We start from the raw sequence: 26,859 nt of genomic DNA, 5'->3' as shown, positions 1-26,859 counted from the left end.
TCAACGTCAGTTTGTTGGCTTAAACATGCCTTACAGGAGAAATAATGCTAGAACAGGTACCCATTGATGATTTGCAGCCAGGGATGTACGTCAATCAAGTACTTGAGCAAAAGGGCTCACTTAAAATGCGCTCAAAAGGTATTGTTAAGACGCAAGCCATTATAGATAGCCTGAAGGCCAAAGGTATTTTGTTGTTAGAAATCGATATGGCCAAGTCGAAATTACCAAAAGCGAAAGCGCCGCCTTCTGATCCTGAAACCAATAACGACAAAGTCACGACCCAAGCCATTGCTAAACCAGTCGGTAGAGATTCGATCAATGAAGCCAGCGAACTCTATGAAAGTGCGGTAGCAATACAAAGCAGCTTTTTGAAAGGGCTTAAAAATGGTGCGGTTAAAGATTTAAGCCCTATGGAGTCTCTTTCTCAGAGCCTGATCGAAAGCGTTTTTGACAACAAAGATGCGTTGAGTTGTCTCACCATGATTAAAGAAACCGATCAATATCTGCTGGAACACTCTATAAACTGCAGTGTATTGAGCGGTATTTTCTGCGAATATTTAGGCTTTGACAGAGACACCATTGAACAAGTGAGTCTTGGCACCTTATTAATGGACATAGGGATGTCTTCGCTGCCCGACGAGATTCGCAATCACGAAGGCGAGTTTTCAAGTGACGACTGGGAAGTAATGAAAACCCATGTAGAACTTGGCGTTGGACTTGTGGAGCAGTGTGGCGACATTTCCGACCTGTCGCTTAAGATTATTGAGCAACACCACGAGCGTACCGACGGAAGTGGCTATCCCAAAGGATTAAAATGCGACGAAATCTCTGAATTTGCACGAATTGCTGCGATAATAGATGCCTACGACGCCATGACCTCAAACCGCGTGCATAAGAAAAGCATTACCCCCACTCAAGCGCTTAAACGCCTAACCGCATCAGAAAACTTGGACCAATCTTTGGTCAAAAAGTTTATCCAGTGTATTGGTGTCCATCCAGTGGGCTCATTAGTCAGGTTGAAAAGTGGTAAATTAGGTATTGTCAGTAGAGCCAACCCTAAAGATCCGGTCAGCCCTCATGTGATGACCTTCTACAGCGTCACCTCTCAACACTTTAATGAAGTTAAACGCATCGACTTAAGTCAGTATGACGATGAAATCGTGTCAGGGGTAAGGCCAGAAGAATTTAATTTGAACCTTCCCAAATTCTTCAAAGACGTATTTATCAACCAAATGCCAATCTAAATGAGTTAGTAAAGCCCAAAAGACCCGTTAGGGTCTTTTTTATTGCGCTTTATGGTTACCAATCAGTCAGCGCCGCCATACTGAAAACTTCACCTTCAAATGACAATATAACCCGTTGCGCCTCAATATTGACGATCTTGACCTTATCCGCTATCCAATCGCCCTCAGATAACTGACGGCCGTTCACTCTTACCCAGCGGTCGTTAGGATGCGAAGCATACATGTGAGCACTAAAGTTCATGGTAGGTAAGCGCGTCAACAGACGCACAGGTAATTGATCCACCCGTATAATATCATCGTGTACTGAAACAGAAGGCTTGTATTCGTCCTGCCCTACTTCTGCTTGTGTATCCAGCGCTTTTACCGCCTCGTTGAATTTTGCCATTAACTCAGGCGACACAGATACGTTTGCCCCATCTTGAGGTTCGTTGAGCACTGTCCCTTCATAATTAGTGTCAGCCGTGGTTTGCTCTTGACTGTCAGAAGACGAAGGCGCATTGGCTTCACGCCCCTGTGAAAGATTCTGTGCTAACTGTTTTACATCATCTACCGTTTTATTTGTCTGTGAGGTTGGCACTCTTGCACCCTGGGGGGCAGTGTTCTCACCTGAACTAATCGGCAAGGTTTGTGAAGGCGCAGTGGTTTCAATGGCCGCCGTTTCGCCTGTGACTGGTTTACCTTGCGTTAGCTGTATTGTTCCCTGTTCGTCAGATTGGGAAGTTGTTGTTTGCTCTACTTCGCCATCTGAAGCCTTGGTGCTAACGGTTACCTCTGCTGTTTGTTTTACTGCGGGCCACCAGCGAGTCGAGGTCGCCACAATAAAGCCGACAACAAGTCCCATTAATACGACAAGCGCGAAAGGCCACAGCTGGCGGCTATACCAGCGCCAAGTGGACGGTAAACTCTCCACTGTGGGTAAGAAAAGGCTTCGATTGAACTGTTCATTCAGCGATTTATCTGCCTTGGCTGCGGTATCATGTTTGCCTCTTAACAACGCTTGGGTCTGAGTGTGTTGATGGGACGTCGTAGCAATCTCTACCGTTTGCTCGGGGTCTATTTCCACTTCCTGTACCCCCATTTCCATCAGCCCCTGAACCATGGCTTCGCTACTTACCAACCCTGCTTTTCTAATTTTCACCGGACCGTTTTGCTGGGTAATTTGCACAATCACCATACCGGGCTTTACATCAGCAATTGCGACTAACTCAGACATATAAACTCCCTATGCCATAACCGCTGATTAACGCAATAAGAAAGGCGATAGCCAAATGCCATTTTCTGCTTTGCTGTAGACGTTGTGTTACTACATCCTCACCTAAAATCTGCCCTGCTGCTGCAAGAAAAATAGGCTTATTCACCACAGCGTGTTGCTTGGTAAAGGACAAGGTGAGCGCGCGATCGCATAACAGGTTAATCACCCGAGGGATCCCTCCGGTAATTTGGTGAACGGCGCGTAATGTCGATTGGCTAAAAATACTGATATCACCGTCAGCCACACTCAAACGATGTGCGATATAGGCATTCACCTCTGGTGCAGTAAGGGGCAATAGGTGATAACGCGCAGTTATGCGTTGGGCAAGCTGCCGGAGTTCGTTGCGTTTTAGTAATTGCTGAAGCTCTGGCTGGCCAATTAACACTACCTTGAGCAGTTTTTCACGGTTAGTTTCTAAATTAGTGAGCAAACGAAGCTGCTCTAACACTTCGGGTAGTAAATGCTGCGCTTCATCCACCATGAGTACTGTATTCATACCCGCTTGATGGTTTTCCGCCAATTTCGCCAAAATAAGATCAGTAAAATATTTAAGGCTTCCCTTACTGGCCGCGTATTCCAAGCCTAACTCGTCACATACCGTCGCCAATAGCTCAAGGGCAGACAGCGTGGGGTTGAGTATCACTGCCACCTGAGTATTGTCGGGCAGTTGTTGCAGAAGTTTTCGTGAGACTGTGGTTTTCCCCGTACCCACTTCGCCGGTCAGCATTACAAACCCGCCACTTTCCCTAAGGCCAAAGGTCAAATGCGCCAGCGCCTCTTTGTGCCTGGGACTCATATACAAATAATCGGGATTGGGCGCGATGGAAAAAGGGTTGTCGCTTAGCCCGAAATAATTCAAATACATGCTATTTGCTACTGATCATTGAAAAACGACAATTAAACTACCAGAGGCCACCCTTAAGTGAAAGCGTATGACGCCCGACCTGCGAATTTAATTGTAACATTGCTATACTGCGTGCCTAAGCAAGTCAGTACAGAACAAAAACGAGGTAGCATGCAAGTATATTTAGTCGGCGGTGCGGTACGCGACGCCCTGCTAAACCGAGTTGTAACGGAACGCGACTACGTGGTGGTAGGCGCGACGCCACAAGCTATGCTGGATAAAGGCTACACACAAGTAGGAAAGGATTTTCCGGTATTCCTTCACCCCAAAACCGGGGAGGAATATGCACTCGCCAGGACTGAGCGCAAGTCAGGTACGGGTTACACCGGGTTTATTTGTGATGCTTCCAGTTCTGTTACTCTTAAAGAAGACTTAATGCGCAGGGATCTCACCGTGAATGCCATGGCTCAGGATGAACACGGCAATATTATTGACCCCTATCACGGGCAATCTGATCTTGAAAGTCGGGTGTTACGCCATGTATCTGAGGCGTTTAGCGAAGATCCCCTTCGAGTATTTCGCGTAGCGCGGTTTGCCACCCGTTACGCTTATTTAGGGTTTACTATTGCCGATGAAACCCTTGCGTTAATGCAAAATATGGCCACAAGTGGTGAACTTAAAGCGCTGACTGCAGAACGGGTATGGCAAGAAACCAAGCGCAGTTTACTGGAGCAAACTCCCGACGTGTTTTTTACTGTGCTCAATGAAGTGCACGGCCTGAGTGACTGGTTTACTGAGATTGAACGTGACATTCAAACCCCAATCGCTACGTTAAAGGCAGCGGTGGACTTAACAAGCACTTCAAACGAAAACGCTGATGCAAACACAACTCTCACCACAAGGTTCACCGCCATGCTTTCGCACTTAACCGACGACGAAGCCAAGAGTTTGTGCACGCGATTAAAAGTGCAAAATCAGGTAAGCGAGATTGTGCTCCTTGCCTGTAAGTTTAAAGGGGTGTTGATCAAGACGGACAATACGCCAAACGACCTGCTCGACCTTTTTAACGGTTGTGATGCGTGGCGAAGAGGTGAACGATTTTCACTATTACTCACTGCATTTGCACCCTACGCCCGTGCCAAAAACATCGATTGGTCGCGTCAAAGTAAACACATTCAACAAGCTCTTGCAGTAGCCAATCAAGTGAATGTGCAAGACATTATTGCTACAGGTGTTAAAGGCCCTGAAATAAAAAAAGCATTGAACCAAGCTAAACTCAACGCCATAGCGTCGCTACGCGAGTAATTTCTCGCGCTCTTAGTGAAGACAAAATCAGTGAACTCAATCTAACTCAGTTACACCTGTTAAATGCTAATGGTACTCACCCACTGGCAATAGAATGTGTATTTACCTAAGGAGAGCGAATTTAACCGCAGTTTTTCTCTATGTTTTGATGTAGCAATGCTACAATACGCCCCATTCATTTAGAGCGTTTTTTATACTATGACTTTCGAAGAACTCGAATTAGACGAAGCACTGTGTCACGCAGTTGCCGATATGGGGTTTGAAACTCCCACCAGCATTCAAGAGCTGGTGATCCCTCACGCCTTAGACGGGCGCGATATCCTAGCATCTGCACCGACAGGTACAGGCAAGACAGCGGCATTTTTGTTGCCTGCGTGCCAGTTTTTATTAGATTACCCGCGCAGACAACCCGGTGCGACACGTATCTTAATCTTAACGCCTACCCGCGAGCTAGCACTACAGGTATACGAGCAGGCAGTGGCTATTACCAAGCACACGCAAATTGTGTGTGGCGTGATCACTGGAGGTATTAACTATGGTACCGACAAAGAAACCTTGAGCAAAAACCTCGATATTCTGGTGGCAACGCCAGGTCGCTTGCTTGAGCATATTGAAAAAGAAGCCGCCGATTGCCGCGATATTGAGTGTTTGATCCTCGATGAAGCCGACCGCATGCTAGACATGGGCTTTTCCACTGTGGTTAACCAAATTGCTGCTGAAGCCCGTTGGCGTAAACAAAACCTGTTATTCTCGGCTACCTTAGAAGGCGCTGGTGTACGCAACTTTGCCCATGAAATTCTTAACAATCCAGAAGTGATTGAAGCGAATCCGTCGCGCAAAGAGAAGAACAAAATTCACCAGTGGTATCACCTTGCTGATGATATGGCACACAAACAAGCGTTGTTGGTTCATATTCTAAAACAGCCTACCACCACCAGTGCTGTGGTGTTTGTTAAAACCCGAGACCGTCTGCAAATGTTGAAAGACTTTTTGGCATCAAAAGACATCCAGGTTTGCTGGCTACAAGGTGAAATGCCACAAGATAAACGCAATGCTGCGTTGGCGCGCTTTAAAAGTGGTGAAGTGCCTATCTTACTAGCCACTGATGTTGCTGCCCGTGGTATCGACGTACCAAACGTAAGCCATGTTATTAACTTCGACATGCCGCGTAAAGCCGACGTATATGTACACCGTATTGGACGAACTGGTCGCGCAGGCGCAAAAGGCACCGCGATATCTTTGGTAGAAGCGCACGACTTCGAAATGGTGGCCAAAGCTGCACGCTATATGGGCGAGCCATTGAAAGCCCGCGTTATCGACGAGTTACGCCCTAAAAACAAAGCGCCTAAAATTGGCCCTAAAAAGAAGAAAGTCAAAGCTAAAGATAAAGCTAAGTCCAAAACAAAGCCGAAAAAGCGTAAGTGATCTGACAGAAATCGTGGAGTGGGTGATAGGGAGTAAGTGCTGATAGAGGCCTATTTTCCATTTAATGCGTGCCCTGACTCTTTGCAGTACAAAGAAAGCTGAGCGAGGTCGCGCAATAAACAAGGATGTGGGTGGGGTATTGCTGGAGCAAACCCTCTGCCGCATGGATGCGGCAGCGGAGCGCACACGGACGTGTTTACAGCGTGTTTGTGGAAGCAATCCCCCACTTGCAGCCGCAGTTCATTGCGCGGCCTCACTGCCAATTCAAAAGAGAGTACTATGACATTTCCGGAAAAAATTGTTCTAGCCACAGGTAACCAAGGTAAGGTCCGTGAGTTTGCGTCTTTATTTGCCGAATACGGTGTAGACGTTGTTGCACAAAAAGAATTGGGGGTATCAGATGTCCCTGAAACGGGCACAACCTTTGTGGAAAATGCCATCATTAAAGCCCGTCATGCGGCACAAGTTACTGGCTTACCCGCTATTGCGGATGATTCAGGTTTAGTGGTTGATGCCCTTGGCGGCGCGCCTGGTATATATTCGGCCCGCTACGCCGGTGCTGATGCCACGGATGACAGTAATATCGACAAGCTATTAAGTGAGCTTGAAGGTGAAACCCAGCGCAAGGCTCACTTCTTCTGTACACTCGTATTTATGCGCCATGCAGACGATCCTGTCCCTCTAGTTGCGCAAGGAAAGTGGCAAGGTGAGATATTAAATGCTCGTTCTGGTAACGGCGGTTTTGGTTACGATCCTGTATTTCATGTCCCTACCCATGGCTGCACTGCCGCAGAACTTGATAAAGTCGAGAAAAATCAGATTAGTCACCGCGGAAACGCCCTTCGCCTTTTATTGAACACCATGAGAGAGACTTTTGCATAACCCTCCGTTAGCCCTCTACATCCATATCCCCTGGTGTGTACAGAAATGCCCGTATTGTGACTTTAACTCCCACGGGCTTAAATCTGCCCTACCCGAGAAAGAATATGTAGCGCACTTACTGGACGACTTAGCTATAGACGCTAAACGGGTAGGTGATAGGCAAGTAGACACTATTTTTATCGGTGGCGGTACACCCAGTTTATTCTCTGCCGAGGCCATGGCCGACATTCTTACTGGTGTAAAAGAGCGGGTTAATCTTGCAACTGATGCAGAGATAACCATGGAAGCGAACCCGGGCACGGTTGAAGCGGGTAAGTTTGCAGGCTTTTATCAAGCGGGCGTAAACCGAATATCGGTGGGTATTCAAAGCTTTCAGCCACAGCATTTAAAGGTACTGGGTCGTATCCACAACGAAAGGCAGGCTGAAAACGCGGTAAAACAAGCACACAGTGTTGGCTTGCCGACGTTTAATTTGGATCTGATGCACGGATTACCCGAGCAAAGTGTGGCCAATGCAATTGCCGATTTAAAGCAAGGGATCGCGTTAAACCCTTATCACCTGTCGTGGTATCAACTGACTATCGAGCCCAACACTCCGTTTTACTCTCGCCCACCTGAGTTACCCGAGGATGATATTTTGTGGGAAATTCAGGAGCAGGGCCACGCGTTACTGGAAGCGGCGGGTTATCATCAGTATGAAATATCCGGTTACGCCAAGGCCGGACATCAGTGCCGTCATAACTTGAATTACTGGCGTTTTGGTGACTATATAGGCATTGGTTGTGGGGCACATGGCAAAATTACCGATACGCAGAACGGTACTATTCACCGCACCGTCAAAGTAAAACACCCTCGTGGCTACATGGAGATAAGTCGCCCCTATTTAGACACGGAAAACCAAGTTGAAGCGCAAGACTTGCCCTTTGAGTTTTTTATGAATCGGTTTCGCCTTGTTGAGCCTTGCCCCATTGATGACTTTACAGCATTGACTGGAATAGCCATTGATAAGGATGTACACAATGCGTTAAGTGATGCTGAAAAACAGGGGTTATTGCATATCACTGACAGGTACTGGCAAGTCTCCGCCAAAGGCCGTCGATATCTCAATTCATTGTTGTCCTGCTTTGTTTAACTGAGGTATCTCAAGTAGTAGGTGAAAGCGATCGCGGTAAAGCACAAGCCCGAGTTAATCGGGCTTTCTAGTTTGTACGGTAATGATATTAAAAGATTCAAAGGCAGGGACACTAGCGCGTAACTGCTCTTCTGCGACATCTAGGCGTTTGAGTTTTTCGCAAAACCACTCCGCTTTTTTGCGCAGTGTGGTGGCCTTGTCACCTACGTCAAAATGTTCTCCCACCGTGCTTAATTGACGCGTAATTTCAGCCACTTTCTCTTGGTTGACTTCACCATTTCCGGTATTAATACCGCTGATTGCAGAGAGTATTCCCCCCACTGATGTGGAAATTGCTTCTTCCAGTTGCGCTTCAATTTCACTGTCGACAAATTCATCCACACTCTCTAACGACCCAGGGCCGATAAAATAGTGGTTACTGGCGTGTCTGAATTTGTCTTTCACGCGGTTTTGCACCCGCTTCATAGCCGTATTTAAGCGTTCGTAACTGTCGTGGTCACTACCGACCAACCCCAGATAAACGTGTTCGATAGTATCAATGGCAAGGTCAACCCCTTCTGTTGCCAACACAATCATTTTAGGAACTACGTAATGTAACCCAATTGAATAGTCAGCTAACCACTGGCGTTGCTCCGCCGACAGATCTTGTAAGCGTCCGCCAACAAAAAGCTGAGATTGATGATTGATTTGCACTACGGTACGGGTTTTATCCATGACGCGAATTTGGTCATCGTTCACCGCAATACCATAAGCAAAGTCGATGTTACAGGTATATTCTGCCTGTGCTGAAGCGTTAAACCCAGCCCACAGAAATATTGTAAAAAGTGCAGCCTTAAGGCGCGAATTTATTTTCATACTGATATTGTGGCTAGCTTACTGCAAAATAAAAAGCCGTCATGAGTCTAACGTGCTAAAAATCAGGTTGAATCTGACGATAACACACGTTAACTCGTTAAGTAGTGCTTATCATTGCACACAAAATAACGTCTTAAAAAAGTGACGCGCGTATTATAATACGCGCCTTGACCAGTGAAAGTACCACCCTTCTCCATTAGACTAAAGGATAAGTTAACGGTTACCTTTCGCGCTTACCCTCTAACGCTGCCTTAACTACGACACACGTAGCGAAAAAGGTTAATTTTCCTTAATTGCTTACTCGTTTGTATAGGTGCGTACCAATCGCACATACACAAATCGGTTTTTCTCCTTAATGGAATGACTGGCGTTGAAAAAGGCCACTACCCATGCCCGATCGGGGTCACTGGCCGAGGGCGTAGAAGTCCAAAAATCATCAGGCGGTGTAGCAGGAAAAACACTTTGATTAATAGCAGGACGAACACAATCACGTTCAGTAAGCGTAGCAAGCTCTTTCACATTCGGTAAACGCCACCCCAACAAATCTTCATTACTGGCCTGATGTGCCAGTTGTAATGCCTGTTGCCAGGTATACTTAACCGCCTCACCTGAACAGGTTGCTCCATTCCAGGTTTGTCCTTGTGCACAACGACGCCAGACTAAATCAGTAGTGGTATCGAGCATGGAGTCAGAGGTAATGGACGAAAAAGAGCTGGTAGGGGTAGTCTCCAGTCCATCAGACAAGCACTCTTGTGCGCTAAGCACTGTAGAAAGGCTAGACAGGCATACCGATACTAGCCCCACGGCTACTGTTTTTTTCGAAAATATTGCGTTTTTCATGCTTATCGTCCCGCTCTCACTAAACGAACTCGTGCTGCAGTAGACTTGTTGAGAAAATTGTCCACTCCAGATAAAAAGTCTAATGCCCACGCATTGCGCGCATCATCGTTATTCACACCATCCGCACTGGGCACAGATGTCCAATACCACAAGGGAGAAGCGCTGACTGGTCCAGTATGCGGAAAGTAGTCTTCGTCGATTGCCACACTATCGGCAACCCCCATGTGCATCAATGAAAACAACTCGTGATGAGTAGGCATCCGCCAGTCGTAGAATCCACACAGTCCCTGCGCGTTTACGGCTTCTACATAAGCGGACGTGTTGCAGTTAGTCAGCAGGCAACTGGCATTACTCCCCAATACATCACCTTCGAACCCACCGTTTACTTCATCGCTATACCAGGCATAGGTATAGTCTTTGTCTTGAAACGTACCGTCGTCAGTTTTCACTTCCCATATTAATCCTGTCACATTGTCTCTCACACACGACCAAGTGGTTGCACTGGCGTCCTGCTCGTCCCCGTTGGCATTGAGCCGGGTGAAATCAAACCCAGCTTTTCCTCTACCAGCTTTCTCAATCAAGCCATTTTTTTCAATGACATCAGCGCCTCGTTGACCATCTTGACCGGGAAAATCATTTTGTTGGGCTTGGGTCAGTGCCGTATTTGTCGCTTGCTGTAAAAAGCCTGTATCGTTTATTAACGGGGTTGGCATGGGTCTGACACGCACGTTAATCGCATCTTCTACCTGATTGCCGTTGGCATCAGTAACAGTGAGGGTATAAACCACAACCGACGTAGAGGCGACAGCTGGCGCTATTGCAAATGTAGACAGGGCATCGTCATCGTCCACTACACTATTGGTTTGCCTGTCAAAATCTTGTTGCGTAGGGCTTACCACATTGCCACTTCTTTCCCAGCGAAAGTTAAGCGGGCGAGCACTGGGTACTGACGTACTGGCTTGGCCTGACAAAATAACAATCTCGCCACTGAATACGCCTTGGGAAAAACCAGCATCCACAACGGGTAGCGTATCAGTAGCCGATTGTACCGATAGCGAAGCGTCCATTGTGTCAGTGGCCCCCTCACTATCGGTCACTTCCAACTGAAAAGTTAATACTTGGGGATCATTGGTGATAGGGGTAGTGATGGTTAAAGTGGCAAGGTCAGTGGCCACGCCGGTAATAACATTTGTGCCACTGGTTTGAGACCAATTATAGCTGACAATACCAGGCGTTGAACTGGCGTCGGGATCAGTACTTGCAGTGCCGTCCAGTACTATTTCAACACCGCCTGGAAAGGTGTTACTAGGAAGACCTTCCCACTGGGGCAGGTCTATATTGGCTAAAGGAGCAAGGTTCACAGGTGCAACCGTAATAACCGTTTCATCACTTGCCGTGTTTCCACTTTGATCGTTTACCGTTAGGGTAAAGGTATATTGGGTAGACGAATTTACTTCAGGCGCAACAAAGCTGGCGCTCGATTGGCTGGTATCTGCATGGGTAATTGACAGCGAGGGCGAAACACTCCAATTAAAACTGTAGCTTCCGTCTCCCCCGCTTACCTGAGCATTGAATGTATATGTTGCGCCTTCCGTTACCGTTGCATCAGGTCCGGCATTAACGACCAGACGACTCGGGGCCACCTCTCCATCACTTGAGCCTCCCCCGCCGCCACACGCAACAGTGAGTGCCATTAGCCCTACGATGACTGCGCAGCGCACTAACATCTTTGCTAAAAAGTGGTAAGTTGAAAAGGGGCTTGTTTGCATAATAACTCCCATCGCAAGGATTGCATAAACGCACTGAAAATAATCTGAAAAAAATGACACTTGCCTGTAGCGGAGAAAGGAGCACAAGGGGACGCGCTGCCCCCTTTTTTTATCGCATTGATTTCGCTTCTTGTTGCTCAGAAATCATTACTTGTAATGCTTCGAGTTGTTTCTTACCTACAGCCACATCGGTCATGTCGTAAATCATCATGCTGATATAATCCACTTTGCCTGTCGTTGACGTTAAAGGCGACAGTGTAATGTTTTGATACATGAAAGACTCACTTCCAGTAATCGGCCGGTAGTTAGGAAACTTGAATAAGTAAGGACGTTGTTCCCATGTCATAAACGCCCGGGTTTTTAAGTCGAACACAGGTTTGGCTTTTTTTACAAACCAATCCTGCTTGATGGAAGGGAAAAGAGAGAACAGCGACTTGTCTCTTACCTCACTGGGTAACAGCCCACTGTGGCTTTCCATAAAGCCATTCCACACTTTTACCGTGAAGTTGCGATCCAGTACCACTATGCCCACATCCACTGATTGGAGCATATCCATCATCCAATGGAATTCTTGCAACTCATCTAAATGCTGGCTCATTAAAAGTCCTCCAACAAATGGGCGAGTTTTGAATTCATCATCTTCATTGACTCTTCGGTGAACAATAAGACCAAATCGCACTGCACGTTGTAGCCCTCTAAACCGTAACTCAACTCAATGGCCAAGGTGCGCTTCCACTTTATTTGATTCATGCTGATAATTTCTGTAATGGCCCGATGCTGGCCTAGCACTATGGGGTGACCTTGACTGAAATTGATATCCATTTGATTGGCAAGCCCTGTCAGGCACGTCCCAATTAGGATACTTGCTGCGTCCATAAGCAATTCAAGCTGCAACTGATCGTCAACATCACCTTCAACATTGAGAATTTTCGCAACATCGTCAAAACTCGAATCACTTAAAATACACAGTGCTTCACCACTGACACCCGGCCCTAAAAAGCCTTGGCATACCGCTGTAACTTGCTCGTGACTCTCGATATCTGACAGCATCATATGAAGCTCTGACACTTCAATGAGGTTTACGTTAGGAATAGGCAGTTCGACAAAAACGTTCATGATACGAGCAAGGTGATCGCCCGCCTGCCCCATGGCAATATTGGTTATCTCTTGATAACAGTCTCTAATATCAGGATCTAGCGGCGGCGCTTCTTCTTCCACCTCTTTTTCAGTATGTAATATGTTGTATTTGTCTAACACCCCTGACAGCGTCTGAGGATCTACTGGTTTTCTAATAAAATCCAAGGCACCTAAAGAGGTAACTCGTTGATGCGCTTCTGGTTGAATATCACCTGAAATAACAATGACTTTTGTTTTAAGGCCTTGCTGTTTAATCGCTTCCAAAGTGCCATATCCATCCAGAATTGGCATATTGAGATCGAGAAGAAGCAAATCTCCCTTTCCTTCAGCCAGTGCTGACAGTGCTTCTTGGCCATTTTTAGCAAAATGAACCGCGACTTCCCAGTCTTGAGGAAGGCATTTGGCCACTTGCTTACGCGCAACTAATGAGTCATCGCAGACGAGTACAGAAAACATTGAGCTTTATTACCACCTAGTTTTTGAAACCAGCTTTCGCTGAAATTTTCAATCAATAGCACTTATCGGCATTCCTGCGTGGAACTGAAGTGACGATTTATCCATGACGTATATAGTGATACGAAACACTTCACTAAGAAATAGCACTTTTGGAGAATTTTGCCAGCCAATGGCAATTTATCTACGCCGCTAACGTAAAAATTAACGGAAGCACAATCGCAGTAAAAATTCCATTAACACACAGCCCTAACGTGGCCATCGCGGCCACGTCATCACCCATGTGAATTGCTTTTGCCGTACCTACGGCATGAGCAACTGTACCGAGGGCTATTCCTTGCGCCTGCCTATTGGTGACGTTCAACAAGGTAAAAATTCCACTGGCAAATATTGCGCCTACTACTCCGGTGACAATAACAAAAACCGCAGCTAAAGGGGGTATTCCGCCAATTTGAGCACTGGTTTCCATCGCCAAAGGGGTGGTAATTGATTTCGCTAACATGGTGAATTGGATAGCCAGAGGCGCATCAAAAAAATAAACCGCAAGCCACGCTAAAGCCGGCGCAAGTACTCCCCCAAATGCAATACTGACCGCAAGACGCCAGCCATATAAGTGCAACTGACGCCATTGCCGATAAATAGGCAACGCGAGCGCCACTGTCACAGGCCCCAATAGCCAATGTAGAATGCCAGCATACTGCTGATAGTCAGGCACAGGTACAGAAGCGGCATACAAACAAACTCCCACTAATACTGCGGTAGTAATTAGGGGGTGAGAAAGAGGGTGGCTGTGAAGACGTCGATGAACATAAAGTCCAAATAGGTAACTGACAAGCGTTATTGCCAACCACATTCCCCCAGTCAGCGTAAAGGCATTGAGCAAAGCTTCCTTCATGGCTTGCTCCCATCCTTATTGTCTTGCGCATTGTCGGTCGTTGACGGATGCACGGGCGATTGCTTGCTGGCAAAAAGTGCTTGGGACAACCACGCAGTGACTCCCAAGCTCAAAACGGTAGTCACCACAATGGCAATTGAGAGTGCGACACTGTTTTGTTGAATATCAGACCAGTACAAGGTCACGCTCAATACTGCCGGAACAAACAGTAGCGACATATGCTTTAGCGGTGCCGTAGCAAAAGCGGCAACATGGCGTTCGTAAAGCGGGAAAAGAAACAGGAAAACCAGTAAAAAAAGAAGACCCGCCAATGGGCCAGGCAGAGGTAAATCAAACAATTGGGTTACATACAGCCCCAAATAGTACGCACCAAAAACGAGAATGCCACCGACTACATAATTTGTCCCTGCTCGCACATCTCCACCGTTACAGACGCTTACCCTATTGAACTGAGAGTGTAACCATTTGGAGGGCGCTGTACCAGCGCGACCATGGTCTTAGCGTCTATTGTGACTGCCAGAACTGAAAATAGTATTTATGGGTGATTTTAAAGGCTTCTCCCCCCTGCATGATGACCCGTTGTTGATTGCATTTTTGTTCTAGGTGTGCGACGTGACGCTGGTTAACCACCACAGATCGATTACAGCGCTTAAAATATTGCTCTGGTAGTCGTTTAAGGAGGTCATTTAATGTGGTTCTGACAATGATATTTTCAGAAAGGGTTTGTACACACATATAGTCGCCGGCTGCTTCAATCCACTTGATGTCAGCAGGATCAAGGCAACACCATCCTTTCTCAGACCGGATCCCTACAACAGCGGGTGAGTTGTGAATGGCCAGTTGACGCCGAAGCGTAGCCAACAGTGCAGAAGCAGATACTCCATATTGTTTACACAAACCTTGGACCAGTAAATCAAACTGCATCTCCCGCTGATGACAGCTAAATTGGTGCTTAACACGCGTGATCGCGTGACTTATCTGCTCATTAGAAAACGGGTGGATAACAAAACTGGATGCGTTGTGCTCGAATGCTAAAAGGGCTTCGTGAGCGTGCTCCCCTACCGCTACCCAGTAGCGAGAAGCCAAGTTTCTACTGGATTGTGCAACCGAATAAAAACCAATCGAGTTGGGGTATTTCTCAGCCAATGCCAAACAATGGCCTGATGATTCCGCTTCAAATACGTGAGTAAATACACCCAGCTTATTCAGTATCTCTACCAGCGCCTTTTGACGCGACAGTGACGTTAAGAAAACCAACGCAATCATATGCATTCCTTTACTAACGCAGAAACAATTTCTGGCTACTTATCGACAACGCGTAACCTGTTAATGACTTCAACAAAAGGGGCTACAAGGCATGTAGCCCAAAATGGCCAGGGTTAAATCTATTCAATCAGCGCTTGGCGGTCAGTACGTCGGGCGCAATTTTTACGCGCTTAGCTATTAATGCGCCGGTTTTAGTCGCCCCGTGAGTGGAAGCAAAGGCAAGCATATCTTCACCATTGCAAACTAAGCCTTTATGCAAATCTCGCATGCTCAGCCCGGTGGCTTTCACAGCGAAATTTAATCTTAATCGGCTATCGCTTTTTACCGCTTTGCACACAGCGATCAATTCTTTTTCCATTTCCTTGGGGTAGCTGTTTGCACTGGCCGATGTAGTGCCCAATGCCAGGGTTAAACTGAGTAAAGCTAATTTAGTGATGCGGTATGACATAAACATAACAAGTTCCTCTGAAAGTATTCGTCAGCGGGTGCTATCTCTTTTTGCCCCGCACCAATAAATTAGTGAATTCTTGTTAAAGTAACGCTGTAAATTCGTTAAGAAGCCTCTATTTGCGATGTTGCGACAAGCACCCAAATAGCGAGGTTTAATAAACGGTCTAAACTGTTGTTAATCGTACTTAACACACATTTTGAAACATTCCGTGATTAAGACTGTAAACCTGTTATGGGGAATCCATGTCTGTGCAACAACTGAAATCTAATATCAGTCAACACATACAGATAGGTAAGTGGAATCATTGTAATAGTGCAAAAAGGCCAGTCACAGTAAGCCAGCGTGACAAATAAGAGGAGTGGGTAAAAAAAGGGGATTAATCAGAAAGATTAATTCAATAGCAATATGACAATAGGGGCCAGATTGCCTAACCCCTTCGGCGCCATAATAGCAGTTTACTTTAAAAAGGTAGCTTTAGAAGAAACTATCTTGGTGAATTTTAATAAACATACTTGTGCCAATTTTTGAGTAATCAACTTTATACTCTTTGCCATTCAGTGTCTGAATAAACAAAAGTGTTTTTTCATCACCAAATACATCACCTGTGGTCACGTCAACAAGTTCCATGTCCATCATCTTCGCTTCACGCTTATTTTCTGGAACCTTACCTTCATACTGCTTGAGACCTTTATACGTAACAAGCACTGGCGGGTGTTCATCACCATTTATTATCAATAGATCTAATTTTCTTATTTTGTGGATGATGGTATTTCGACCACTCGTAATAAAAGGTTTTTCTGTCATTCTCATCTCCGCGACCGCTTACCTGCATTATTTTTTTGTTAACAAAATATAGAAGCTCGAGAGTTTACCACGATGTTAACAATCCGCACATAAGCATTTGGTTGATATCTAAGTACAAAGTATAACCACAAAATACACTAAATGAGCAAAGTTTCGCTACTTTTTGCACTGTTAATTAACTAATTATTGCCATTTTATCCAAGGACGATGCACCAAGTTTTGGATTAACTTGTTACACGGTGGTAATTCTGGGCTAACAAATTTGCAACTTGGCGCATCCTTTATATCCACTTGCGCAACAATATTTGACACCGATACATCTAAATCAAGCTGCGTATCTAATTGGGTCATCGGCAAGATAAACTCTACACGATTCGTAAATGCGCAGGACTTCTCTGGTGCCACTTCACTGGATTCGGATGGACAATTCACACTGCCTAAGTGATAAGACCAAGTATAGTTTTCATCGCCGTTTTGAGAAACATCAAGTCTGAGGAACTGATGGCCATTTTGGCGATTGTAAAACATGCTTAAGTCATTCAAAGGAGACGGCTGTGAACGCGGGTCTGCATGATTGACGTCGAAGGGCAGTCCCATGGTGAAACGTAAATTAGTGGCCAGTTTCATTAGTTCTTCAGACACATCTAAAATGATTTTATCGTTGGCGTCTTTCGGGGCATTACACAATGAGTGAAATTTTAATAAAGCAGCATCTGCGGTTTGCCATTCTGTTTGTCTAAATTTAACGCGCTGCCATTTTCCATCGATTCGAACTTCCGGTTTACTCAGGTAAAAACCAAAGTAGTCGATGTTCCAGCGTTGTTGACCAATACTCATGATCATGGGGCACGCCCCGGCGTCTACGCCGACCAATTTAAAGGGGATTTCGCCAGGTTGACGACTGTTTATATTGATTACGTCACAGGCTGTTAGGGTAGTTAATAGCGCTGTAAAAAGTGTTAAGAGAAGACCATTGCGATAACGCACTTTCATAGTTTTGCATCATTCCTTGGAGAATTCGGGGTTGTCTCAAGCCTACTGTGCCATCTTCCTTTGGTTTGTTGAGGAACATAACGGGCTTGTCTGGCTGGTAATAGTGCGGCTTTTACTGTTTAAGAGTCAAGCATGAATAACGCGTTGTGCCATGTAAACTAAACCTATTTATTTAAGGCTTTGATGGTTCGCTTTTCGCAGCTCCTCTTTGGTTTTCACCATATCGAAGCATAGTTTTGAAAGATGTAGATAATTCCATATCAAAAGGTTAAATACTTCTTGGCAAAAACAAGCCGATGAAGTCAAGACATACCATTTCGAACAAAAATAAAGCAAACGCTTCACAAAGCGCCAACAGGGGCGTGACAAGGCATCTAAAACTGCTTATACTTGCGCTCGCTTGTGATTGTTAACCCTAACAATTTCAGCGCACATCTCTATATGGCCCCATAGCTCAGTTGGTTAGAGCATCCGACTCATAATCGGCAGGTCCCCTGTTCAAGTCAGGGTGGGGCCACCATTTTTTCTTCACTCAATTACACTCTAGCGTCTTTTCTCATATAAAACTCGTAGTCATCTTCATCGTAAATGGCAAAACCTAAGCGCTTGTATAAATTGGCAGCGGGGTTGCTTTTAAGTACCGTTAATTTCGTTGGCTTGTGAGGTGATTGTGCCATGAGATATTCAATCATGGTTTTTCCATAACCCTGACCCTGATATGACGGCGCGATTTGTATCTGTATAATTTCCAGTTCATCCGCTCTTTCTTGAAACTTAACCATACCAATGGGCGCTCCTTGTACCACTATGAGATAAGCCTGTTCAAAGGCATACTCTGCGCGAGATTGATGTTCTTCATCGCTTATTATAAGTCCCATTTTTTCGAAATGCTGTGCCATCGTCGCTTTGCGCAATTCAAACAGAAAGTCTTTATCACGAATCGTCGCTTTTATTAGTTTCACTTCTATTCTCCTGACCCCTCTTCCGCTGGCACTGTACACGTATCCCAATCGCTTAACTGCTTTAACGGTGCTAAATCCACCTTACCTATATTAACGTCCTGATACAGCGGAAAGAAGTCATCGTATTTTTCCAACTTTAAATAAAGGCTGAGAAACACGTCTGTAGGAACGTTTGATACTCGTTTACACCCATCAAGAATGCGTACTATAAACCCAAAGTCATCAATGTGACCACCCGCGCGAAGATGCGATTTCATTCTTCGCTGGAGCGCGTGAAACCGCTTTGCATCGTCAGTTGACAGGGTCATCACCGTGAGTGCTTCATCATGCCTAAGCTTACTGAGAGAAGTAGGTAGTGTGGGCGCATTATCGACCACCAGATAGTACGTGTGTAAAACAGGCTGTTGGCTTTCACCACCTTTAATAAACACCTGCATTTCAACGTCACCGGTTTCTACCTGTACTACGTTGGTTCTTTTCACTGCCACAGCCACTTTGTCAGGATCAAAAGCTACCGGATTAGTATTCATCATTTTATACACACTGGTTATCGGAATACCGGCGCACCCCGTAATACAAAAGGCACTAAGCGCAACCATTAGCCAGGTTTGATGAAGTTGGTAAGTAAACCTTTTTAAATGGGCTTTACGGGCACTTAGCCAAATACCCTTAGTGTTGTTCATGATTAAAGCCCACTTTTTGGCAAACAGCGTCAAGTTGCGCAACAATATTGGATTGCGCAAAGCGTTTTTGTGTAGTGTAAGTTTTAATAAACGCGGGAGCTTCAAGCATCACATTGTCAATCCAATCGGCGTGATAAGATACCCGTGTGTACACCTCATTTACCCCATATTCGCCCATCTTCTTAAACCAAGAGTCAGCCCGAGAGCTTATACCCAATAGATAGTAACGCCCGTTTATCATCTCAAAAGCAGGCCCACCGCTATCCCCGTTCCCCGACACGCCTTCAAGCGGCAATGCATTGGGCGCTTTGTCGAAGGTAAACTCAATTTCATTGCCATCGGTTGCTTCAATAATATTCTGGGCTTTTCGCAATACGCCCTTGTTCTCTTTATAAGACACTGATTGCCCAAGGTTGCCATTGCCTGTTCCCCCAACGCCAATAAACCACACCGCCCGTCCCGACTCATCTTGGTTGCGATAAAGCGAAGCTGGCTCTACTGACAACACGGGATGAGTAAGTTTAATCAATGCAATATCGTTATCGCCTCCTCGCTCATACTCATGATGCGCATATCTGGCTTCCACTTGTGCCCATTGGTGACCCACTTTAATGGTATCGCCAGGCTCTATACAAAATATGGTATGGGCTGCAGTTGCTACCCATTGAGGTGCAATCAGGGTGCCGTGTGCCCCCACAGCGTATAATGTGGCTAGGGGAGGAAAGTCTTCGATTGTGGCGCGATAGTTTTTGTCTTTTACGTCATGTCTGATGACTATGCTAAAAGAAGGCGTGCTAACAACACTTACCAGTGATACCGCAGCCATAAATACGGCCAGCTTTAATAATTTCATTGTCAGGTACCCAATTAATGAAAGGAAAGTGGTTGCCCTTTTAGGACAATGGTGACAGGAAGGGTATGCGTAATACTATTGGTTCTGGGGTCTTGCTCATACACGACAAAGGAAGCATCTTTACCACTGGTAAGTGAGCCTTGTTGGTGATCAATACCGAACGCTTTGGCATTGCCCCAGGTAACCGTTTCTATCACTTTCTCTACGGGTACGCCCGCATTTATCCACGCTGCTATTTCGCCCAACAGCGCTACGCCATGTAAGGTTGCGGGGTTGCCTGCATCAGTCCCTAGGGCTACCGGAATACCCGCATTGATCACGGCTAACAGATTGGCTTTTTGGTTGTCGGTTATTTGCGTTGAAAAAAGCCGAGATAATTGGGCAATAATTTGCCTTTCTTGCGGTGATAATGTGTTTTGTTTGGCATCGTCATCCACAAAAGGCATATACGTCGTCATCACTTGAAACATTTGACCAGTATCAGATTTGTTTAGGGCCAATTGGGTAAAGGACTGGGTAATCTCATCGTGACCCAGTCGCTCCTCAATTTCACTAAAACGCACCTCTTGGCTAAAAATATCTTTGTAGTGCTCAAACGCGAACAAAGTAGGCATATAGGTAACTTGATATTGCTTAGCCAATTGGAGAAATTCATCATCCACAGGGGCGCTCATTACACCATGCACAAGAATATCCGCCCCTGCTCTTATGGCCATTTTGGCGTAGGCTAAATCTTCTACATGAACCGCCACAACTTTGCCCATTTTCTTGGCAAGCTTCATGGCCTGAACGTATAAGGCATACAAGGCTTGAGGAGACTTGCTCGCCTCATTGGTCCACACAAATTTGATCGTATGCACAGGTAACCCTAGCTGCGCCTTAACCGCGGCCAATGCTTCGTCAGCACTTTTTACTGCGATAAACGTCTGCCCCGTTCCGTCAAGTTCAGGTACAGATTGCGTTGATATCAGTTCGCCGGCGGCATAAATGTCAGGGGAAGGTGTTGACGCACTTGCCAGAGCATAGTGCGGTAATGCAGAAGACGGTCCACCTAAATCAAACACTGACGTGACGCCAACTTTTAAATAAGTCTTAAGTAAATCCTGCCTGTTCGCCTTCAACCAACTCTGATCCTCCTCGTAAGTGCGGATATTTTGTGCGCTTATCATGTCTGGTCTTGTAAATGCCGAGCCAGACTGAGACAGGTGAATATGCCCATCTATCATTCCTGGTATCACCCATTTATTTTCCAAGTCGATTATGTCGTAGTTGGCCGGAATGGGGGCATCAGTGGGTTGGATTTTCTCAATTTTTCCCTGATTAACCAGTAGCGTTCCCTCTAGCACCGAAGCGTGAGGAGTAACACCTATAATGCGTGCATTGACAAATGCGCGTTGGGTAAGATCGTACTCCACCTTGTTAATGGGCGCGGCTAAGGTTGGCAAACTCACAAGTAGTACAACAATACTCCAAGCAAATCGGCGCTTTTTCATTTTATTCATTGAATGCTCCATACCAAAGTCAGCGACATGCTGGCTTTAGGAGCACCATGAAGTGAACCACTCTGAAAGTCTTAAAAGGTCGTTATAAAAGCCCTAAAATTGCTTTATAACTGCCAGTTTCATTGGCCTTTTGATAATGTGCGCAACTTTGTTTGCTGGGCTTGTAACAAAGGCTCTACCTGAGTGAGTCCCTTCTCCTTTACGACTTGTAAAGCCAGGTTGTAACTTGAATTCGCCATTTCTACATCTTCCTTGGCAACATAGTAATCTACAAAATCCAGGTAACCTTGCGCGACGCCCATAGGGCACCCTAACATTTGCTGATATGCCAAAGAGGCTTGCAACAAGGGCAATGCGTCATCGAAGCGCTTCGCTTTAATCCAATATTGTGCCAGCATCGCCTTGGCATATGCAGTGTACAACCAGTCCTCGTTTTCTGATGACAACTGAATGGCCTGCTCAAGCTGTAACTTCGCCTGACCGTCGCCAAGTGCAAACAAACTGACTGCCATGATGTAATTCAGTCTCGATTGATAGACCTTATCTTCGTTATTGGTGACCACAACGCCCATACCTTGCTGAGCAATTTCCAACGCCTGTGCATATTGACCCGTCTGCTGATAAGTTTTGGCCAATAGAAAATAGGCTGCTAGGTTATTCGGGGCATGGGTAATAGCACTTTGCAGAAATGAAATAGCCGAAGGCAAGTCGTTGGATGCCAGCAATTGAACTGCGTTATACATAAGGGCGTTGTTAAACTGATTGGCAAAAAGCACCCGTTTAGCCGTGGGCGATGCAGCCAGTTCACGGCCAATTGTTTCAACCAGTCTGCTTAACACGTCTTCAATGAATTGACCGTGAATAACACCTTGCTGTCTAGATTGGTGTTCATAGACAGTGAAGGCCACATGATACTCTCCGGGCACGCCACTGAGTGTAGCTTCAATAATATGGGTTGCAGCAGACACATCAAAAAGCGCTTGTGGTTCGGGGGTGTTCGAAGGCACGCGGGCTAGGATATCCAACACATCTGACACCTGAAATAAGGTCAAATCTGTCGTCGAAGTAAACCCATCCACTATGGCCTGAACAGCGCCAATGCTTACCCATTGCTCTGACTGGGCAAGTTGTCGCGTATCAAATGGCAACACCAAAAGTGCCTGATGGGTCGAAGCAGATGGGGCGACTGTGTCGTCTAAAGCAATGTTTTGCGTTGTCTTGTCACCGGGCCACCCAATGAGCAGCGCCAGCAGCAGTAAACCGACTAAAGCGGTAACGCAGATAACAATGGCATGTTTGCGTTGTATTCCACCAAGCGTCTCTTGGTGGTGAGTTTCAACCATTTCTGGCTGGCTGGGCACGACCCACTCATAGCCCTTACGAGGGTATGTTTTTATCACTTCAGTGGGCGAAAACGCTTTTCTTATTTCATTGATAGACTGAAAGACTGCCTGTTCTTCAACAAAGCTGCCCTCCCACACGTTCTCTAGAAGCTCCTCTTTTGAAATCACTTGCCCACTTCGCTCGCTTAAGTATTGGGCAAGTAAATAGGTTTTGGGCCGTAAACGGGCGGTTTGCTCACCTATACTGACTTCACCAGTTAACGTACAAAATGTCGCATGGTTCACGTTTTCGGCCTTCTTATTGTTGTTATTCACGCAAGTACACCAAGACAGTCTCACCGTTTGGGTAGCGAGCGCGGCCCTACCAGTGCCACGCGCTTAAAAGGTGATAGAATCATAAAGTCTATGTAAGTTATGGGCTAGCTTGCGCAGTTATTGTTACAGCGTCAAGTTGCCAACCGGCTTGTTGCGTCGTAATGGTTAGTTCGTGCTCCCCTAACGCCATTGCCACCGGAAATATAGCCTCACTTTCTGACGACAAGGTTACCTTTCCAACAACCAGCCCGTCTAGCGCGATGTTAAACTCGACAGGGGTTGAGGCTTGTCCAACGAGTTGAACCTCAAACCAAGATGTCACGGGCGAGGTTACGGCATAGGTAAAGCCGGTTTCACTTTTGCCGTCTCTTGGACCGGTAGTAATTGCATTGTTGTCACTTACCGCGAAGACTAACGCGTTTTGCATGTCGACGAAATGCTCAGCCTCAAACTTAGCAGGTAGCGTATGTGGGGTGTAGGTTGTAGCAACGGGATCTGAGTACACCCCCATTACCTCATTGCCTGATTTGGTGCGTTCTAACGTTTTATCATCTGACTTTTTCGCGCCATGGCTATTTTTATCTGATCCGCTCCTTTCTGAGATGCCATTTACCGTAGCTGCAACTCGATACTGGTAGCGATGAGAGTGCAGTCGTTTATGTTCAAAATAAGGCGATAAAACAGTAGCCACCCGCTGATACCGGCCATTGATATGATCATTGGCAAATATTGCGTAACTTACCCCTGCTTGTGGCAAGGGTTGCCATTGAAGCACGGCCACATCGCCTTGCTCTGATAAGCGCAACTCACGTACCCGGCTGGGTAATTCAGGCACCAAGTTCGCGTTATTGTTCGCATGGGCTTTTTTAAGTTGGCGCTCAAAATATTCCGCTGACGCTATTTTCCCCCTTTCTAGACCCGTGTCATCCAGTGCAATCCGAAAACCTTCAAGAACACCAACCCAGTCTTTCAGTTTGGCGTCCCTTATTTTTTCATCCCATAATGGCCAGTGCCACGCCCCGCCTCGCAGTACCACTGCGTCGCATTGCTCATCTAGCGTCGCTGTACCGTTACTGGCCATATTGTCATAGCTTTCCTGATAACAATCTTCAACAAACTCATTGACGTTTCCCATCAAATCGTAAATACCAAATTCATTAGGTTGATAGCTGCCTACCCTACTTACGGTACCAGACTTGTCATCACAGTGTTCAATACCAATAAGATTGACATAGGAGGTGTGTAGCACGGTTTGTGCAAAGGATTCAGCCCGCAAATCAGCTACATTGGCGTAGTGGCAAACAGAGGGACGAACAGCTGGCTGCCCTTGTGTTGCCAGGAACTCCCACTCCGCTTCAGACAACAATCGATAGGGCTTTCCGGTTTTCTTAGCTAGCCATTGGGTGTAGGCTTTCGCTGCTTCGTAGCCTATACAGGTAACGGGCTCATAGGGGTCTGAATTAATATCATTATTTGACCACGAGCCAGTTGTCTCGTTTTCAAACCACCAATAGCCAATCTGGTGGTAACAGGTGTCGGGTAATGAAAATTGAGTTTCTGCTGCAAAATAGCCAAACTCTTTAATCGTCACCTCATATTTACCCACGTAAAAATTAGGCAAGGTGACGGGTTTAAGGGGCTGACTGTCTTCATAGTCCTCACTTCCTATCACAAAGGTAGCGCCTTCTATTCTCACCATAGCAGGCTCAATATAGGAAAAGTTCTCTGCTTTTAAATCACCAGTTACTAATAGGCATGTCAGGAACGCAAGCATCCTGCTTACATGTGTTACGGTCATCAAATTTATTCTCTTATTATTCAAGGAGTTCATTCGATAGGCCTGTCACAATAGAGTTCCAAGACTTTTCGTCACCTTTCTGGTTTTAAATAGCCATAAAAATAAATTTTACATAAATATCAATAAATTAAAAAACACACCCGCGCTTTTTTATAAGCTTTTTATAGAGCTTTTATAGGTATTAAAGAGCCACAAAGGTTATTATTTAGGCAATTTCACTTAACCCGATAACACTATGAAAAAACTCCTGCTTACCACACTTTCTGTTTTACTCGTGGTTTCACTTTGGGTTGCAGTGCAGTTAGTTGATATACCGTCAGCGCTCACCGCCCACAAAAATGATTATCAGCGGTTAATAATCACCCATGCCAATGTCGTGACTATGGCCAGGGGAAAGCAAGAAGTCCTAATGGATCACAATGTGGTCATCGAAAACGGCACCATCGTTGCTATTTTCGATGCACTTTATACACCTATTAACCACAATTTGTTTGATAATAAGGAAATAGTCACTAAGACCATTGAGGGTAAAGGCCGGTATTTGCTGCCCGGTCTTATTGACGCCCATGTGCATATTAGTGACGAAGCAGAGTTAGCTGGCTACCTGTCCTATGGCGTTACCGCCGTACGTAACATGTCTGGTTACCCTTTCCACCTCAGGCTAAAAAGGCAAATCGCACAAGGTGAACTGCTTGCGCCTGACTTCATCACCACAGGTCCAACACTCAACAGCCCCGGGGCAAATACCACGCCCATACAACAACTTGTCACCACCAAGAGCCAAGCTAAGGCTGCGGTTAAGCAACAGCACCAGTCGGGATTTACGCTTGTTAAAGTCTATTCCAATTTGACGGCTGAGGCATTTGAAGGCGTATTAGAAGAAACGCAAAAACGGGGGATGGCGATAACTGGCCATTCGCCAGAAGGCATAAGGACAGCTCAAATTCCTTATGAGGCACCGTTTGATGTTGCGTGGGAATCGTCGGTGGGCAAGGGTTTTCAAACGTTAGAACATACAGAAACGCTGATTTGGCACGCACTGCGAGACAACTTAGATCTACAACGGATAGCCCCATTGGCCACGAAACTGAAAAACGGTGGCGACGTACTGGTACCTACGCTTATCGCCTATAGAAGGCTGGTGAACATAGCTGAAACACAGGGTAAATACCTGTCTCACCCCGATGCCGATACCATAAACCCACTTGTTACGCTTATAAATAAAGGGGCCATTGACTACTGGAGCCACGTCGATGCCAAAGACTATGAACGTCCGCATTCGGATTTTTATGTCACCGCCACTGGGCTATTACATCAATACGGCGTTCCAATGTTAGTGGGGACCGATGCCGGAGGCTTTGGCGTCATTCCCGGTTACTCCATGTTGGAAGAAATCAATTTACTTCACGAGGCAGGACTTTCGCCCTTTGAGGTGTTAAACAGTGCCACCCGATTAAGTGCCCAAACGCTAGGATTTGAAAAAACGGGGCAAGTTAAAGTGGGTTATAAAGCCAATTTACTGTTAACCGCTGACAACCCACTGGAGAACATGGACACCCTATCTGCCTTAGAAGGCGTAGTGAAAAACGGTGCGTGGTTAGATAAAACTCAACTCGCTTCACTACGTACTTCTGCCAAAGAGACGTCACTAACGCGTTCATTGGTAAGAGCCGTAGAACTGCTCATATACAAATTATAACCCGTGTACAACTGACGCAGCTCCAGTATAGCAAGGCCTGCGTCACTATTGTAAGGTCTGTAGCTTCGATATCAGTGGCGTTAAAACCGGTTTACCTCAATTGAGATCAATGTCAGATCTTCTACGGTCATCTCACGTTATAACCATCGTAAGCACA

At 45.9% G+C, this 26,859-nt stretch carries 25 protein-coding genes and 1 tRNA gene; 7 read left to right on the top strand and 19 right to left on the bottom strand.

Annotation, left to right across the window (positions count from 1 at the left end):
* Positions 1-44 precede the first annotated feature (44 nt).
* Positions 45-1,244, top strand: coding sequence for an HD-GYP domain-containing protein (locus tag ACMCM8_RS02895; protein ID WP_412725280.1), 1,200 nt, complete (start codon positions 45-47; stop codon positions 1,242-1,244).
* A gap of 55 nt (positions 1,245-1,299) precedes the next feature.
* Here ACMCM8_RS02895 and ACMCM8_RS02890 read toward each other — a convergent pair whose 3' ends face one another.
* Positions 1,300-2,457, bottom strand: a complete 1,158-nt coding sequence (locus tag ACMCM8_RS02890; protein ID WP_412725278.1) for a general secretion pathway protein GspB — start codon at positions 2,455-2,457, stop codon at positions 1,300-1,302.
* Complete coding sequence (locus ACMCM8_RS02885) at positions 2,450-3,361, bottom strand: ExeA family protein (RefSeq protein WP_412725276.1); 912 nt, start codon at positions 3,359-3,361, stop codon at positions 2,450-2,452. The genes ACMCM8_RS02890 and ACMCM8_RS02885 overlap by 8 nt, the downstream gene beginning before the upstream one ends.
* A gap of 150 nt (positions 3,362-3,511) precedes the next feature.
* On the opposite strand from ACMCM8_RS02885, the gene ACMCM8_RS02880 reads away from it, so the two are divergent.
* The 4 genes from ACMCM8_RS02880 (at position 3,512) to hemW (ending at position 8,084) form a co-directional block, all read left to right on the top strand.
* Positions 3,512-4,645, top strand: coding sequence for a CCA tRNA nucleotidyltransferase (locus ACMCM8_RS02880; RefSeq protein WP_412725274.1), 1,134 nt, complete (start codon positions 3,512-3,514; stop codon positions 4,643-4,645).
* A gap of 198 nt (positions 4,646-4,843) precedes the next feature.
* On the top strand, positions 4,844-6,070 hold the full coding sequence (gene srmB / locus ACMCM8_RS02875; RefSeq protein WP_412725272.1) for an ATP-dependent RNA helicase SrmB: 1,227 nt from the start codon (positions 4,844-4,846) through the stop codon (positions 6,068-6,070).
* Positions 6,071-6,349: 279 nt separating this feature from the next.
* Positions 6,350-6,952 (top strand): XTP/dITP diphosphatase, encoded by a 603-nt coding sequence (locus ACMCM8_RS02870; protein WP_412725270.1) that lies wholly within the window; start codon positions 6,350-6,352, stop codon positions 6,950-6,952.
* Entirely contained in the window at positions 6,945-8,084 is a 1,140-nt protein-coding gene (hemW, locus tag ACMCM8_RS02865; RefSeq protein WP_412725268.1) for a radical SAM family heme chaperone HemW, read from the top strand. The genes ACMCM8_RS02870 and hemW overlap by 8 nt, the downstream gene beginning before the upstream one ends.
* Before the next feature lie 54 nt (positions 8,085-8,138).
* Here hemW and ACMCM8_RS02860 read toward each other — a convergent pair whose 3' ends face one another.
* The 11 genes from ACMCM8_RS02860 to ACMCM8_RS02810 form a co-directional block, all read right to left on the bottom strand.
* Positions 8,139-8,939 (bottom strand): DUF2884 family protein, encoded by an 801-nt coding sequence (locus ACMCM8_RS02860; RefSeq protein ID WP_412725266.1) that lies wholly within the window; start codon positions 8,937-8,939, stop codon positions 8,139-8,141.
* 297 nt (positions 8,940-9,236) lie between these two features.
* On the bottom strand, positions 9,237-9,779 hold the full coding sequence (locus ACMCM8_RS02855; protein ID WP_412725264.1) for a DUF1566 domain-containing protein: 543 nt from the start codon (positions 9,777-9,779) through the stop codon (positions 9,237-9,239).
* A gap of 2 nt (positions 9,780-9,781) precedes the next feature.
* Positions 9,782-11,548 carry a DUF1566 domain-containing protein gene (locus ACMCM8_RS02850; RefSeq protein ID WP_412725262.1) on the bottom strand — a complete coding sequence of 589 codons (1,767 nt, stop codon included), beginning with the start codon at positions 11,546-11,548 and terminating at the stop codon, positions 9,782-9,784.
* A gap of 109 nt (positions 11,549-11,657) precedes the next feature.
* On the bottom strand, positions 11,658-12,146 hold the full coding sequence (locus ACMCM8_RS02845) for a PAS domain-containing protein (RefSeq protein WP_412725260.1): 489 nt from the start codon (positions 12,144-12,146) through the stop codon (positions 11,658-11,660).
* Positions 12,146-13,141 carry a response regulator gene (locus ACMCM8_RS02840; RefSeq protein WP_412725258.1) on the bottom strand — a complete coding sequence of 332 codons (996 nt, stop codon included), beginning with the start codon at positions 13,139-13,141 and terminating at the stop codon, positions 12,146-12,148. The genes ACMCM8_RS02845 and ACMCM8_RS02840 overlap by 1 nt, the downstream gene beginning before the upstream one ends.
* Positions 13,142-13,322: 181 nt before the next feature.
* A complete protein-coding gene (locus ACMCM8_RS02835) occupies positions 13,323-14,033 on the bottom strand; it encodes an LrgB family protein (RefSeq protein ID WP_412725256.1) in 711 nt (236 codons plus the stop codon).
* Entirely contained in the window at positions 14,030-14,449 is a 420-nt protein-coding gene (locus tag ACMCM8_RS02830; protein ID WP_412725254.1) for a CidA/LrgA family protein, read from the bottom strand. The genes ACMCM8_RS02835 and ACMCM8_RS02830 overlap by 4 nt, the downstream gene beginning before the upstream one ends.
* Positions 14,450-14,537: 88 nt before the next feature.
* A complete protein-coding gene (locus tag ACMCM8_RS02825; protein WP_412725252.1) occupies positions 14,538-15,299 on the bottom strand; it encodes a LytR/AlgR family response regulator transcription factor in 762 nt (253 codons plus the stop codon).
* Positions 15,300-15,426: 127 nt separating this feature from the next.
* Positions 15,427-15,747 (bottom strand): DUF3718 domain-containing protein, encoded by a 321-nt coding sequence (locus tag ACMCM8_RS02820; RefSeq protein ID WP_412725250.1) that lies wholly within the window; start codon positions 15,745-15,747, stop codon positions 15,427-15,429.
* 477 nt (positions 15,748-16,224) lie between these two features.
* Positions 16,225-16,554 carry a hypothetical protein gene (locus ACMCM8_RS02815; RefSeq protein WP_412725248.1) on the bottom strand — a complete coding sequence of 110 codons (330 nt, stop codon included), beginning with the start codon at positions 16,552-16,554 and terminating at the stop codon, positions 16,225-16,227.
* A gap of 183 nt (positions 16,555-16,737) precedes the next feature.
* Entirely contained in the window at positions 16,738-17,547 is an 810-nt protein-coding gene (locus ACMCM8_RS02810) for an MbnP family protein (RefSeq protein WP_412725246.1), read from the bottom strand.
* Positions 17,548-17,990: 443 nt separating this feature from the next.
* On the opposite strand from ACMCM8_RS02810, the gene ACMCM8_RS02805 reads away from it, so the two are divergent.
* A tRNA-Ile gene (locus tag ACMCM8_RS02805) sits at positions 17,991-18,067 on the top strand.
* Positions 18,068-18,083: 16 nt separating this feature from the next.
* Here the strand turns inward: ACMCM8_RS02805 and ACMCM8_RS02800 are convergent.
* The 6 genes from ACMCM8_RS02800 to ACMCM8_RS02775 form a co-directional block, all read right to left on the bottom strand.
* A complete protein-coding gene (locus ACMCM8_RS02800) occupies positions 18,084-18,509 on the bottom strand; it encodes a GNAT family N-acetyltransferase (RefSeq protein ID WP_412725244.1) in 426 nt (141 codons plus the stop codon).
* 2 nt (positions 18,510-18,511) lie between these two features.
* A complete protein-coding gene (locus tag ACMCM8_RS02795) occupies positions 18,512-19,192 on the bottom strand; it encodes a hypothetical protein (RefSeq protein WP_412725242.1) in 681 nt (226 codons plus the stop codon).
* Complete coding sequence (locus tag ACMCM8_RS02790; protein WP_412725240.1) at positions 19,179-20,045, bottom strand: S1 family peptidase; 867 nt, start codon at positions 20,043-20,045, stop codon at positions 19,179-19,181. The genes ACMCM8_RS02795 and ACMCM8_RS02790 overlap by 14 nt, the downstream gene beginning before the upstream one ends.
* Positions 20,046-20,059: 14 nt before the next feature.
* Positions 20,060-21,547 carry an amidohydrolase family protein gene (locus ACMCM8_RS02785; protein WP_412725238.1) on the bottom strand — a complete coding sequence of 496 codons (1,488 nt, stop codon included), beginning with the start codon at positions 21,545-21,547 and terminating at the stop codon, positions 20,060-20,062.
* Between the two features lie 119 nt (positions 21,548-21,666).
* Positions 21,667-23,205, bottom strand: a complete 1,539-nt coding sequence (locus ACMCM8_RS02780; RefSeq protein ID WP_412725236.1) for a winged helix-turn-helix domain-containing protein — start codon at positions 23,203-23,205, stop codon at positions 21,667-21,669.
* 97 nt (positions 23,206-23,302) lie between these two features.
* A complete protein-coding gene (locus tag ACMCM8_RS02775; RefSeq protein ID WP_412725234.1) occupies positions 23,303-25,003 on the bottom strand; it encodes a formylglycine-generating enzyme family protein in 1,701 nt (566 codons plus the stop codon).
* A gap of 235 nt (positions 25,004-25,238) precedes the next feature.
* Between ACMCM8_RS02775 and ACMCM8_RS02770 the strand changes: the two genes are divergently transcribed.
* Complete coding sequence (locus ACMCM8_RS02770; protein WP_412725232.1) at positions 25,239-26,702, top strand: amidohydrolase family protein; 1,464 nt, start codon at positions 25,239-25,241, stop codon at positions 26,700-26,702.
* The last annotated feature ends 157 nt before the right edge of the window (positions 26,703-26,859 follow it).

The organism is Alteromonas sp. D210916BOD_24, from assembly GCF_047159385.1.
In the GTDB taxonomy this organism is placed as follows: domain Bacteria; phylum Pseudomonadota; class Gammaproteobacteria; order Enterobacterales; family Alteromonadaceae; genus Alteromonas.
Note: the sequence above shows the minus strand (reverse complement) of the source record. Positions and strands in the feature narration are given on the sequence as shown.